Here is a 13245-nt window from a genome sequence, read left to right on the forward strand (position 1 = left end):
GATAGCTCGATCTTACATATTGATTGTTCACAAAAAGCAAATAAAAAAACAATATTTTATATTTCTTTAAGGTTAAAAAGGGACAAATCTGTTAAAGTCATAGAAGTGAAAGAGTTTCCAATTGAAGAAGGGAGTCACAAGCTGAATGGAAGACAAAGAGAAAGATCTTGAGCTAACAGGCAAGCAAGAGGACACGGCGGGCGAACCGGAGAATGATCATGAGGATTCGGCCGGACAAGCTGTTCCTGATAGCGAGGAAGCAAACTTGACAACAGAGTCCCATGCTTCGGCAGAGACTACAGAGAATAATCAGACAGATATAGAAGAACAACCGCAAGCGGACAACACAGATGAAGCGGACGGAGAAAATGTAGTGAAGGAAGGGCTGGCTGATGACCGCGATGAGCCTAAGCCTGTCGAGCATTATAGCTGGACGCCATCCCAGGAGCCTGAGAACAGCGGGAAGTCAGGCTCCAAGGTGTGGCCGATCGTATCGCTGGTGCTTGCTGTATTGCTGATCATCGTGCTTATTAAGCCGCCGTTTGCCAGCAATAAGGCCGAGGCGATCGCTACGGTCAATGGAGTTGAGATTTCCAAAGACACTCTGTTTGATGAATTGGCCGCCTCCGGGGGTGGAGAAGCAGCGCTTGACAACCTCATTAACCGTGAGCTGGTGAACCAGGAAGCGAAGAAGGCTAACGTTCAGATAACCGCTGCTGATATCGATAAAGAAATTGAAACTTACAAAGAGTCCTTCGGTTCAGAAGATGCGTTTAATCAAGCGCTCGCTTCTTCCGGGATGACATTGGATGAGTTCAAAGAGCGCCTTGATATGCAGCTCAAGCTGACGAAGCTGCTCGAGCCGAAAATTAATGTTACCGATGAACAAGTCAAAGAAACATTTGATCAGTACAAAGAATCCTTCAATACGCCGGAGGAAGTCCGTCTTTCCGTTATTCTTGTCGGAACAGAGGATGAAGCGAAGAGCATCATCAAGGAATTGAACGGTGGTGCGGATTTTGCTGAACTGGCGAAGAGCAAATCGTTGGATACAGCTACGAAGGATAGCGGCGGCGACACCGGATTTTTCGGCAAGGGCGAGAACGGTGAAGAAGCCGTTGAAGAGGCCGCTTTTAAATTAACCAAGGATGAGATCAGCACACCGATCAAGACGGATGACGGATACAAGGTCATCAAGCTGACGGATCGCAAAGAAGCACATACAGCTACTCTTGAGGAGAAGAAGGATGAGATTCGCAAGGGTCTTGTCTCTCAGCAAGTGTCGCAAATGTCTTCAACATGGCTTGATGAAGTACGTGGCAAGGCAACAATTACCAATAAGCTTGCCAATAGCGCAGATGCAGCTGGCGAAGATGATACAGCCGCAAAGTAGAGTATTAGATCCTCAGAGGGGGCATATTCATTATGTCCCCTCTATTTTTTTGCATATTATGTGATATTGGCTCTTATAATGCTACATCTCGCTTGAGTTCTAGACAGGATTCGGTACAATGGAGGGAAAACAAAGATCGGTATTGGAGCGGAGCTGTTAGAGAGGAGACAGACAGAAATGGCAGAATGGTATGAACAGAGCTTTGGTGAGGATTACTTGCTCGTATATAAGCATCGCGATTTTCAGGGTGCAAAACGTGAAGTACATAAAATGATCTCTTGGCTTGGGCTGCCTATGGGTGCCAAAATTCTGGACCTCTGCTGTGGAATGGGACGGCATGCGATGGCGCTTGAAGAAGCGGGGTATGAAGTGACCGGCGTTGATTTATCCGAGGTTCTGCTGCAGGAGGCAAGGAGAAATGATCCTGGCCAACGGGTTACCTGGATGCATGCAGATATGCGCAATTTGCCGCTGACAGGAGGTTTTGATGCGGTCGTTAACTTGTTCACTTCGTTTGGCTATTTCGATCAGGATGCCGAGCATATTAAGGTATTGAAGGAAGTGCGGAGAATGCTGAAGCCGGGTGGACAGTTCATTATAGATTTCCTGAACCCCGAATATACGAAGGCGCATCTGGTTCCTGAATCGGAACGAACCTACGATGGCCAGCTTATTAAAGAGCGTCGCGTAATTGAAGAGGGATATGTCAAAAAAAGAATCGAGATTATCGATCAAACACGCACCGCGGACTTCAAGGCACAGCCCAGACATTATCTGGAGAGAATCAAACTCTACACCCGGGAGGACTTTACGGCCATGATGGAGGAAGCCGGTTTGGAGCTGAAGGAGATCTATGGCAGCTATGACGAGGATTTCTTCGATCCGCTTGTCTCGCCCAGGATGATCATGGTGGGGGATGTATCATCATGAATTCACAGATTGAAGTATGGGCAGATTACAACCTTACCCGAATCCCCGTCCCGATGGCGCCTCCGCTGCGCTACGTCAATAGCTATATCCTCCATGGCGATGAGGGGGTAACGCTTATTGATCCCGGACCGCATACACCGGATGGGGAAGCCGCATGGGAAGCTATTCGAAGGGAATTGAAGCTTGCGCCACAGGACATCTGCTCGATCGTAATAACCCATCACCATCCGGATCATTATGGGTTAGCCGGTTATTTGCAGCAGTGGAGCGAGGCTCCCGTCTACCTGTCACGCCGTGCGCATGAAGAGACGCAGCGGATGTGGGGGCCGGAGAGTACCATGAATCAGGCTCTGACGGAACTGTATGAGGCTCATGGCATGCCAGCTGAATGGATTAGTCAGCTCCCGGCGCATATGGAGAGCTTCGTACCTCAGGTCAGTCCATCCGCAGAAGTTACCTATATTCATGAGGGGGATGAGTTTCTTATGGGAGGGCAGCGTTGGCGGGCTATCGAGAGCGCTGGACATGCGCCGGGGCATCTATCCTTTTATGATGTTCGGCGAGGTTTGATGCTGTGTGGAGATGCAGTTCTGCCGCAAATCTCCCCGAACGTAAGCCTGATGCCCGGAAGCGACCCACAGCCGTTGCAATCATTTATAAATTCACTAAGAAAGCTAGGGAAATATGAAGTCGCTCAAGCTTTTCCGGGGCATCGCCGCCCGTTTACACACTTTACTGAGCGGACCGCCATGTTAATCCAACATCACGAGGAACGCCTTGAGACAGTGCAAGCGTTGCTGGCGAAGCAGCCCATGAGCGGATTTGCGGTATGCAGCGCATTGTTCGGAACCGAGCTGGGAATTCATCAGATGCGATTTGCCATGTCAGAGGCGCTTGCTCATTTGATTGAACTGGTAAGACGAGGACAAGCTGTACAGATTTCCGGTGATCGTATAAGTAATGCTTCCTGCGGAGTAATCGAGACTTATTTATTCGCTGAAAAATAAACGAGGCTGCTGGTGAAATCCATCGATTCCACGAGCAGCCTCTTCTTTTCTCATTTATGGTCCTCTTCAATGAAATCCTCGCCATTATCACGCTCTCGTTCCGCTTGCTTGCGGTGGGCAATGCGGCTGCTGGCGGAAGCGGCGATGGCGCCAACGATATCGTCCAGGAAGGTATTGACCGGACCCAGCGATTTATCATTCAACCGCTCCAGAACCCCCGGCTTCAGCTTATCGACATAGCCATAATTGGTGAAGCCGATGCTGCCATAGACGTTGACGATAGAGAAAGCAAGGATTTCGTCCACTCCATACAAGCCCTCATCATTGGAGATCATATCCTGGAGCTCGGGAATCAAGGCTCCCTGTTCAGCAAGAATATCCAGTTGAATACCTGTCAGCACCGCGTTCTGAACCTCTCTCTTGGTCAGCACCTGCTCAACATTATGGATACATTCTTCCATCGTTAGATTCGGATAGTATTTCTGTTGGAGAAATAGAACCAATTCGGCAATTTCCTCCATCGTTACGCCGCGTTTATGCAGCCAGGCTTTGGTGGCGTCAGCGACTTTTTTACTGTTAAGACTATAAGGCGTTTTTGCTTTTGGTTGTTCCAAATTCATCACCTCTACTCCTTGATAGTTCCATCACACAATTGCATGATGCAGTATGTCCAGTTCCCGGAAAAATATAGTTATTTTTCGCAGGGAGGGCTCGTATATATAGTAATACAAACCTTAGTAAATTGTTAGGGAGGAACCCAGGTTATGAAATGGAACCGCCAGATTCGAAATTCGGCTATGGTCAGCGTGCTGGCCCTGCCGATCGTGTTATCAGGCTGCAGCATGTTTGGTACAGGCCCCTCATCGCAGATCGACCCTCCGCCTTCAGATATTGAAGCGCAAATGATGCAAGGAGCTGGCGACGGCCAGACAAGCCTTACGGCAGGAGGAGCAGTATCGACGGTATATTTGCAAAATGATCATGGTCTGCTCGCTCCGATCTCGCTGCATTTGCCGCAGGGAGAGGATGCTGCGGCGAAGACGAAAGCGGCGCTGGAAGCGCTAGTCAGCGAGGGCGCTTACGCCAAGCTGCTTCCCGCCGGCTTCAAGGGTGTGCTTCCGAAGGGTACGGAAGTGAAGGCGGTGACGCTGAAGCCGGAGGAGAAGCTGGCAGTCGTCGAGTTTAGCAAGGAATTCGCTAATTACCCTGCTGTGGATGAGCGGAAAATTGCCGAGGCGTTGACCTGGACCTTGATCGACAATCCCGAGATTCAAAATGTGCAGGTATGGATGGATGGTGCCAAGCTGAACGAAATGCCGGTGGGCGGCATGCCGCTGGACAGACCGCTGAATCGCTCGCTTGGAATCAACCTGCAGCTCGACAATGAGGTTAATCTGTCGCAATCCAGTCCGGTAACGATCTACTTCTCCGCAGCAACGCAGGATGGGACCGCTTATTTCGTTCCGGTCACCCGGTTTGTACCTTATGGCAGCGACTTGGTTGCTTCCGCTGTTGATGAACTGATCAAAGGCCCGCTCAAGGGGGATGGACTCGAGAATGTGTTGACCCAAAATACATCGTTTGATGGGGTTGAACGTTCTGACAACGGGGTAGTCACCGTATCGATCGAGGATGATATGTTTGATCCCGGGGAGAAGCTGCCAGTGCAAATGATGCAATCACTGGTTCTTACGGTAGCGGAGAATTCGGCACAGGACAAGGTCCGGATCTGGTTCAACGGGGAGAAAGAAGTATTCGCAACGGACAATCAGGACTATGGGCAGCCGGTACTGCGGCCGCAGGTAATCAACGATTTACCGCTATAAATGTCTGTTCAAAAAGGCCGGGTTTCGGCACCGGGAAGTTTGATTTGCAGGCAGGGCCTGAGGAACGGAGACTTTTAGAACAGCCTCTATAAAGTGTTAAATACTCGAAGCTTAGGAGGGCACCATACAGGTCCCTCCTTTATTTTGCAATATAGTTCAGGATCTAGTCTGGGGAGGAAGGATTCGCTTCGGATAATCGCCGGATAATTGGTTATGGTAAAGAATGGTCTGAAAATGGAGCTTTCCATAAATGAAGGCGAAAAGATGCTTTTATGTTTGTGTTTTGGTAGAATAGGGAAGCAAACAGACAGCATGAAAAATGTAGGAGGCAATTATGATGAGACCTAACGGACGTGAAGTGAATGAGCGGCGGCCAATGAAATTGACCGTAAACATAAATAAATACGCAGAGGGCTCTGTGTATATTGAGGTCGGTGATACGAAGGTAATCTGTACGGCGACTGTTGATGAGAAGGTTCCCATGTTCATGAAAGGGCAGGGCAAAGGCTGGATTACAGCGGAATATTCGATGCTGCCGAGGGCGACGCAGACCCGTAATCAGCGCGAATCGGCGCGCGGCAAGCTCAGCGGCCGAACGATGGAGATTCAGCGACTGATCGGTCGTTCACTGCGTTCGGTCGTCGATCTTCATGCCCTTGGAGAGCGCTCCGTTACGGTTGACTGCGATGTCATTCAAGCGGATGGCGGTACGCGGACCGCATCGATTACCGGTGCATTTGTCGCGATGGCATTTGCTATCAATAAGCTTGTACAGAAGCATAATCTGCCTGTGTTCCCGATTAAGGATTTCTTGGCTGCTGTCAGCGTCGGGATTGTCGGAGAGAATATGGTATTGGATCTTGAATATGAAGAGGATTCCAAAGCCAAGGTGGATATGAATGTAGTTATGACCGGACAAGGCCAATTTGTTGAAGTGCAGGGAACCGGGGAGGAGAGCCCGTTCTCACGGCGGGAGCTTGACCAGATGCTAGCTCTCGCGGAACAGGGGATCAATGAGATGGTAATGCAGCAGCAGGAAGTCCTGGGGCCCATTGCCTTCAAAATTCGCGGTGATGAGACTGGAGGACAAGCATAGTGGGCCTGGATGGGAATGTAATTATTGTGGCTACCCGTAATCAGGGCAAGGTTCGTGAATTTGCGCATGCGCTTGGATTTCTGAACAAGCCGGTGAAGAGTATGTACGATTTCCCCGATGTGCCGGAGGTCATTGAGGATGGAGAGACGTTTGCGGATAATGCGCGCAAGAAGGCCAAGGAGGTAGGCGACCGGCTTGGGCAGCCTGTACTCGCGGATGACTCCGGCTTGTGTGTGGATCAATTAAACGGAGAACCAGGCGTTTATTCCGCCCGCTATGCCGGGGAAGCGGCTTCGGATGAGGACAACAATGAGAAGCTGCTGAAGGCGCTGGAACGCATCCAGCAGGGTGAGGATACCGATCAGCCGCTGCTGAGCACGGCGAGGTTCGTCTGTCATCTGGCCTTATACGATCCGGCTACCGGTCAATGCATTGAGGCGGAAGGCTCCGTTGAGGGCTGGATTACGGCGGAGCGTGCAGGCTCGGGAGGCTTCGGCTATGATCCGCTGTTCTATCTGCCGGAGTACGAGAAGACGATGGCCGAATTGAGCATTGAAGAGAAGCAGGCGATCAGCCATCGCGGTGCCGCATTAAGACAATTGACGGAGAAGCTGGAACAGCGTTCACGTTAATATATAAATTGACGACGGGGCTTGATTCGAGAGAATATCTTCTTTCGGGTCAGGCTTTTTTGGTTTTGGAAGATTCTTTGATCCGGCCGAAAAGATTGTTGTGTCCTCAATAAATGAAATGAAGTTTGTCACAAAAAGTCGATTTTGTAATTTATTCCCCCTAAATGATATGAATTTATCCCTTCCGTTCTTATCTTTGAGGTCTCATGATTTAATATAACTCATATCACTTCTCAGATACTCTTATCTGCAATCCTCTTAAAGAAACAAAGAGAAGAGGCAATGAATGCAAAGCAGGATTTATGTAAGGAAGGGAGGCGAGGCGTTAATATACCGCCTATGGTAACCGCTTTCAATATGCTGGATTTTGAAAATGATGATACAAACGAGATCATGTGCAGCAGGCAAAGACATTATTCTTTTAAGCGTTATGTAGATCAGACTCTACAATACTTCCAAGAATAACACTTCACTTGAACAAGCACTTATTTTCAAAATTTAGTTAGAGGGGTGACCGGATTTGCTTTTTCGATTTCGTAAAAAGTTTATTAGGGCTGCAATTATTTTTTTAGCCCTCCTCTTGGCCTTTGGGCCATTGCTTGATTCCTCGCAAGTCGATGCTGCCGAGCAGGAACCTACGGATCAAATGATTGAAATTGTCCAGCTTGAAGAGCAAGAACCTTCCGAACCTGTAGTTGAAGAATTAACCCCATCTGAGAACGAAGCTGCAGATGCAGCGTCTGAATTAAGCAGTGATTCAGATTCCGAAGTGAAGTCGGGTCCAACAAATCTCGCGATCGAAGAGTTGTCCCATAACCAGGTCGTATTAAAGTGGGACTTCATCGAAGGCGAAGCTAATGATATCGATATCTGGAATGCTGATACCGGAAGCTATATCACTTGGGGAAACCTCTGGACCAGATCTATTCCGGGTCTTACACCGGAGACTACGTATAGAGTGTATATTACCTGGAATAAAGATAGGCCTTCGAAAGAGTACAAAAGCAATATTCTGGAATTCACAACCCTCCCCGATACGAGTGAATATAAGGATCCTCCTTTGACTCCGCCAAGTTATTTAAGAATAACCGATATAACGAATCAAGATGTAACTTTGAACTGGGGTGCCAGCCCTGAGGCAACGGGCTATGATCTGTATGTGAACGGAGCTTGGAAAACAGGGACCTGGGAGAATACAGCAACTTCCGTCACATATTCTCTAGGTGATCAGATTGAAGCAGGCACCAAGTTCACCTTCACTGTCGGGGCCCAGAAAGCGGGGGTTCTGCCGTCAGTGGACAGCAATGCGGTGACGATCAGCTGGGGGACGCTGGACTCTCCGCAGGATCTGCAAGTGATTACAGCGACTCGTCAGACCGTCTCCTTGGGATGGGCGCCCGTACCGGGAGCGACGTCTTATGATATCTATAGGGATGGCGCCTTCCTGGGCAGCAGCGAGGTTAATCGTTATGTTGCCCGCGGTCTTGTGGAAGGAAAGTCCTACTCTTTTGCCGTGGTGGCCAAAAATAAGCTGTGGGAATCGCCTATGAGCGCTGCGACAACAGCCGTACCAGGCAGTGATTATACTTTAGTGAGCTATTATATGGCCTGGTCTGTATATGAGAGAGAGTATGATCCGGAAGATGTTGATGTATCAAGGATGACTCATATCAACTATGCTTTTGCAGATCTCTGCTGGAAAAAGTCCGGCTCCGGGGGCGCTGAATGTCAGAACGAAGATATTCCCCTCCAGCAGGACTATGTTTTTGACGGTGAGATTATTGTAGGTGATACCGAGGTTGACCTGGATAATTTCGCTAAATTTAGAGCTATCCGAGATGAGCACCCGACTCTGAAGCTGATGGCCTCTGTTGGAGGTTGGTCTTGGTCGAAGAACTTCTCTAATATGGCTGCAGATGAAATTACACGCCGCACGTTTGCCAACTCAGTAGTGAAGTTCCTGAGAGAATATCAGCTGGATGGAATTGATATTGACTGGGAGTACCCGGTTGAAGGGGGAGAAGAATCGAACTCCAGAAGGCCGGAAGACAAGCAAAATTTCACTCTGATGATGTCCGCAGTACGGGAGGCGCTGGATGCGGCCGGGTCTGAGGACGGAAAGTATTATCTGCTGTCCATGGCCTCGGGCCAAGGCGATAACTTTGTTATCAATGCTGATTTTGCCAATTCGGCGGCTTATCTCGATTACATCAACATCATGACCTATGACTACGGCGGCAGCTGGCAGACGATGGCGAACCATAATGCACCGCTGTATTATGACAAGAAACTGCCTGGCTCAAGCGCTCCAAGAAATAATGTACAGGGCGGGCTGCTGGGTCACTTGAACGGCGGTGTGCCGAATTATAAGCTGGTTGTGGGTATTCCTTTTTATGGAAAGGGTTGGGAAGGATGTCCTGCCAACGGTGAATATCAGACTTGCACCAAGTCTTCAACCTCCTTCGGCAGCTGGGAGACGGGAATCTTTGATTATTCCGATCTGGACAGAAATTACGTAAATAAGAATGGCTATGTCCGTTATTGGAATGATGCAGCCAAGGTGGCCTATCTGTACAATCCGGAGAAGCAGATTTTTATTACCTACAATGATGAGAACACCATGTTATATACCGCCTCACTGGTAAAATCGCTCGATATCGCCGGTACGATGAACTGGGATATTAGCGGGGACCGGGACAATAAGCTGGTTAAGGTGTTGAACGAGGCCTTGTCGCTTGAGGGCAAGGTCAATGATCGGGAACTGTCAGCACCCAAGCTGCCGACAGTCGTATCTAAAACCACAAAGTTGGTACAGGTAAAATGGGATGCCGTAGAAGGGGCAACTGCCTATGAGATTTATGTAGATCATCAATTCACAGGTTATTCCGAAACAACAAGCTATACGGTAGGGGGATTAACACCTGCTACCCAATATCAAATTCTTGTTCTGGCGATCGATCGGGATGGCGAGAAGTTCAATAAAGTTTCCGCAGCATCGGAGATTCTGAATGTGAAGACAGATACGGATTCGGGCTCGACCTCTCCATCCGGAGGCGGTTCCAGTTCCGGGGGAGGAACGGCACCCGCACCTCAACCGGAATCCAAAGACAAGGGAGCACTACCGATGAAAGTCGTTAAGGAAGGCGAGAAAGCTATCGTCACTCTTCCCGTTGCAGATACGGTAAAATCGATTAAAAATGCACAGACGACCTCCTTCAAGCTCATTCTTGAGCAAGGATTAAAGCAGGCGGAAATTACCTTGCCGCAAGAGGTGACCGCGGCGCTTGCCGAACTCGACGATTCCAATCTAACCGTCGTCTTGAATGGAATGGAATTCAGCCTCCCAGCGTCCATGTTCCCTAGCGGGACTTCAATTAAGTTGACGTTAGGTGCGATTGATCCTGCGTTAGAGGGAGCATTGCAGGCGCTGCTGGCTGGTAAGAAAACCTATGGTCAGCCTTTTGAGCTCAAGCTAGAGAGTTTATCTGCGGATGGCAAGACAACCGAACCGCTCTCCTTCGGCAATATTTATGTGAGCGGTAAAGTAAGCTTCAATGCAGCGGGCGTAGATACCGGACGCATCGCCGGGGTGGCCTATATACCGGGCAAGGATCATTTGCATGCCGTACCGGCCTTGTTCGGAAAAAATGCCGATTTGATTACGGCTGAGCTGAAATTAAATGCTAACGGAATTTTCACACTGATCGATCATGGGGGCTCCGGCTTCCAAGACAATCTGGACTGGGCTGCTCAAGATATTTCAGCGGCTGTCACGAAGATGATCGCTTCCGGAGATTCGGCTGATCAGTTCGGGGCGAAGCGCAGTATTACGCGTGCCGAAGTGATCGCCATGATTGTCAGAGGGCTGGGGCTTATCCCACAAGAGAACAGTACAGCGCCTTATGCTGACGTAAGTCTGGATTCCTTATTCGCTGAGGAAATTGCTGCAGCGAAGCAGGCAGGCCTGGTCCAGGGGAGATCCGCAGACCGCTTTGATCCGGATGCGGCGATTACCCGTCAGGAACTGGCGGTAATGCTGGCTAATGCGATGAAATACGCTGGTCAGAGCAGTACAGCTAATGTCTCTGTGCTGGCAGGCTTTAAGGATAGCCAAGAGATCGCAGCCTATGCGCAGAGCTCGATGGCCCTGATGGTAGAGCAGAACATTATGAAGGGAGTCTCTGCAACCTCCTTGTCACCTGGTACGAATGTAACGAAAGCACAAATGGCCGTAACAGTCATGAGAATGCTTCGGTCGCTTGGCTTATCGAATTAGTTGAGTATTTTTATAAGAGAGGGACTGTCCGTCCGGCTAAGTTCATGATGAACTCGGCCGGGGACAGTCCCTCTTGAATTTCTTCTCCTTGATTAACGGATGGTGACACGGTAATGCGAGAGCCAGTAATTCACTTGTGTCAGATAGGCGAATAGCTGAGGTCCGGACATCAGCTGGCCGAACCAGGGTAGATTGCTGGACGCTTCTGGCGAGGCGGCGATGGAACGTATTTTATCCGCGTCGATCAGAGGAAGAATCGGCGATGCCGGATTATCGAGAATGTCGAGCATTTGTCCTTTTACTTTGGCTAGATAGTCGGGATGATGCGTCTTTGGATAGGGGCTTTTTTTACGGTAGAGAACGTCCTCGGGAAGAAGGCCTTCAAGCGCTTTGCGCAGAATGCCCTTCTCGCGGCCGCCAACGGTCTTAATCTCCCATGGAATATTCCAGACATATTGGACGAGGCGATGGTCACAGAAGGGAACGCGAACCTCAAGTCCGGCCCCCATGCTCATCCGATCCTTGCGGTCCAGCAGCGTGGGCATGAAGCGGGTAATGTTGAGATATGACATCCGTCTCATCCGGGCTTGGTCTTCAGTTTCCCCGTTTAAATAGGGGACTTCCGCCACGGCCTGGCTGTATCTGTCCGCAACATACTGCTCGGGGCGAATCCAGTCTCTAATTTCAGGGGACAGCAGGCTTGCGCGGAGCTCAGTGGCTACTGACCAAGGGAAGGTGCCGGACTCCAGCAATTCCTTACGATGGAACCAAGGGTATCCGCCGAACACCTCGTCGGCCGCTTCGCCGGAAATCGCAACGGTCGCTCCTTTTTTGATCTCTCTGCAAAATAACAACAGCGAGGCATCGACGTCGGCCATGCCAGGCAGATCGCGAGCCAAAGTAGAGTCCGTCAGGGCGTCAACCAGCTCCGGAGTATCAAAGGTAATCCAGTGATGCTCAGTTCCAAGCTCCTCTACCATTCGCTTGATCCAGGGGGCGTCCGCTCCGGGCTGGAAGCTGTGAGCCTTGAAATATTGGTCATTCCCTTCGTAATCCACCGAATACGTATGCATCTGTCCCTGGCCGCTTCTGCGGTAATAATCGACGGCTAACGCAGTCAGGGCGCTGGAGTCAAGCCCTCCTGACAGGAGGGTGCAGACGGGCACATCGGAGATGAGCTGCCGATCCATTGTGTCCTGCAGCAGCGTGCGGACATGAGCAGCCGTCTCCTCTATGCTGTGTTCATGAGCCTGTGCTTCAAGCTTCCAATACGAGAAGCGGCGCAGTCCCGAGCGGTTGAAGATCATAACCTGTCCGGGCAGCAGTTCCTGGATGTTGCGGTAAACCCCGTGTCCCGGCGTTCGGGCCGGACCGATAACGAATATTTCCGCCAACCCTTCAGGGCCGACCGAGGCCTCGACCTTCGGGTGCTGGAGCACGGCTTTGGGTTCGGAACCGAACACCAGAGTACCGCCTGCTTCGCTATAGAAGAGAGGTTTCACACCGAGGCGATCCCGGGCAAATAATATTTGCTCGCGTACACTATCCCATATGGCAAAAGCAAATATTCCGTTAAGGCGTTCTACCGCATCGGGTCCCCACTCGATATAAGCCTGGAGCAGAACTTCGGTGTCGCAGTTGGTCCTGAAATGGCGTCCGCGTTGCCGCAATTCTTCCTTTAGCTCCGGGGCGTTATAAATTTCACCGTTATATACAATAGTAAAGACCGCCTGTTCCTCCTGGAGGGTCATCGGTTGAGCTCCGTTCTCCGGGTCCATAACACTGAGGCGGCGATGACCGAAGGCGCAGGGACCTGAAATCCATGTGCCTTGTGCATCAGGGCCCCTTGCCTCAAGGCAGGAGGTCATGGATAGAACCAGATCCAGCTCTCCGCTCAGATCCCGGTTCCATTCGATAAAGCCGGTAATTCCGCACATATGTGGTTTCTCCTCTCTATGATGGCTTCCGTTCCCGTTCGTTAAACCGGGCGAAAAGTAATAACACATTATGCCGGAAGGAGGCATAAAATGTCTGTCCCTTACGGAAAACTATGACTAAAATAGATGACCAGGCTTGAAGGGAGCG

9 protein-coding genes are annotated in these 13245 nt (G+C 50.1%); 7 read left to right on the top strand and 2 right to left on the bottom strand.

Going from position 1 to position 13245, the window contains the following annotated elements; genetic code table 11:
• Window positions 1-145 precede the first annotated feature (145 nt).
• The 3 genes from DMN77_RS14850 to DMN77_RS14860 all read left to right on the top strand — a co-directional run bounded on the left by DMN77_RS14850 (window position 146) and on the right by DMN77_RS14860 (window position 3330).
• Window positions 146-1393 (top strand): peptidyl-prolyl cis-trans isomerase, encoded by a 1248-nt coding sequence (locus DMN77_RS14850; protein WP_179015547.1) that lies wholly within the window; start codon window positions 146-148, stop codon window positions 1391-1393.
• Window positions 1394-1570: 177 nt separating this feature from the next.
• Window positions 1571-2323: a class I SAM-dependent methyltransferase gene (locus DMN77_RS14855; protein ID WP_179015548.1), complete on the top strand. Its 753-nt coding sequence runs from the start codon at window positions 1571-1573 to the stop codon at window positions 2321-2323.
• Window positions 2320-3330: an MBL fold metallo-hydrolase gene (locus DMN77_RS14860; RefSeq protein ID WP_179015549.1), complete on the top strand. Its 1011-nt coding sequence runs from the start codon at window positions 2320-2322 to the stop codon at window positions 3328-3330. The genes DMN77_RS14855 and DMN77_RS14860 overlap by 4 nt, the downstream gene beginning before the upstream one ends.
• Before the next feature lie 50 nt (window positions 3331-3380).
• Here DMN77_RS14860 and DMN77_RS14865 read toward each other — a convergent pair whose 3' ends face one another.
• The gene (locus DMN77_RS14865) at window positions 3381-3950 is read right to left on the bottom strand and encodes a phosphatidylglycerophosphatase A family protein (RefSeq protein ID WP_068778176.1); all 570 of its coding nucleotides are present in this window, start codon (window positions 3948-3950) and stop codon (window positions 3381-3383) included.
• A gap of 144 nt (window positions 3951-4094) precedes the next feature.
• Here DMN77_RS14865 and DMN77_RS14870 point away from each other — a divergent pair, with 144 nt between their 5' ends.
• The 4 genes from DMN77_RS14870 to DMN77_RS14885 all read left to right on the top strand — a co-directional run bounded on the left by DMN77_RS14870 (window position 4095) and on the right by DMN77_RS14885 (window position 11160).
• On the top strand, window positions 4095-5156 hold the full coding sequence (locus tag DMN77_RS14870; protein WP_179015550.1) for a GerMN domain-containing protein: 1062 nt from the start codon (window positions 4095-4097) through the stop codon (window positions 5154-5156).
• A gap of 334 nt (window positions 5157-5490) precedes the next feature.
• On the top strand, window positions 5491-6252 hold the full coding sequence (gene rph, locus DMN77_RS14875; protein ID WP_068778174.1) for a ribonuclease PH: 762 nt from the start codon (window positions 5491-5493) through the stop codon (window positions 6250-6252).
• On the top strand, window positions 6252-6884 hold the full coding sequence (locus tag DMN77_RS14880) for an XTP/dITP diphosphatase (protein ID WP_068778173.1): 633 nt from the start codon (window positions 6252-6254) through the stop codon (window positions 6882-6884). Before rph ends, DMN77_RS14880 begins: the two co-directional genes overlap by 1 nt.
• A 520-nt stretch (window positions 6885-7404) precedes the next feature.
• Window positions 7405-11160: a glycosyl hydrolase family 18 protein gene (locus tag DMN77_RS14885; RefSeq protein WP_256872415.1), complete on the top strand. Its 3756-nt coding sequence runs from the start codon at window positions 7405-7407 to the stop codon at window positions 11158-11160.
• A gap of 92 nt (window positions 11161-11252) precedes the next feature.
• Here the strand turns inward: DMN77_RS14885 and asnB are convergent, their stop codons facing one another.
• Window positions 11253-13097 (bottom strand): asparagine synthase (glutamine-hydrolyzing), encoded by a 1845-nt coding sequence (gene asnB / locus DMN77_RS14890; RefSeq protein ID WP_179015551.1) that lies wholly within the window; start codon window positions 13095-13097, stop codon window positions 11253-11255.
• Window positions 13098-13245 lie beyond the last annotated feature (148 nt).

The sequence above is a fragment of the Paenibacillus sp. 79R4 genome, from assembly GCF_013393165.1.
Classification (GTDB): Bacteria; Bacillota; Bacilli; order Paenibacillales; family Paenibacillaceae; genus Fontibacillus.

Coding starts and splice junctions, on each gene's coding strand:
- DMN77_RS14850 (WP_179015547.1), top strand. CDS start 146: ATGGAAGACAAAGAGAAAGATCTTGAGCTAACAGGCAAGCAAGAGGAC.
- DMN77_RS14855 (WP_179015548.1), top strand. CDS start 1,571: ATGGCAGAATGGTATGAACAGAGCTTTGGTGAGGATTACTTGCTCGTA.
- DMN77_RS14860 (WP_179015549.1), top strand. CDS start 2,320: ATGAATTCACAGATTGAAGTATGGGCAGATTACAACCTTACCCGAATC.
- DMN77_RS14865 (WP_068778176.1), bottom strand. CDS start 3,950: ATGAATTTGGAACAACCAAAAGCAAAAACGCCTTATAGTCTTAACAGT.
- DMN77_RS14870 (WP_179015550.1), top strand. CDS start 4,095: ATGAAATGGAACCGCCAGATTCGAAATTCGGCTATGGTCAGCGTGCTG.
- rph (WP_068778174.1), top strand. CDS start 5,491: ATGATGAGACCTAACGGACGTGAAGTGAATGAGCGGCGGCCAATGAAA.
- asnB (WP_179015551.1), bottom strand. CDS start 13,097: ATGTGCGGAATTACCGGCTTTATCGAATGGAACCGGGATCTGAGCGGA.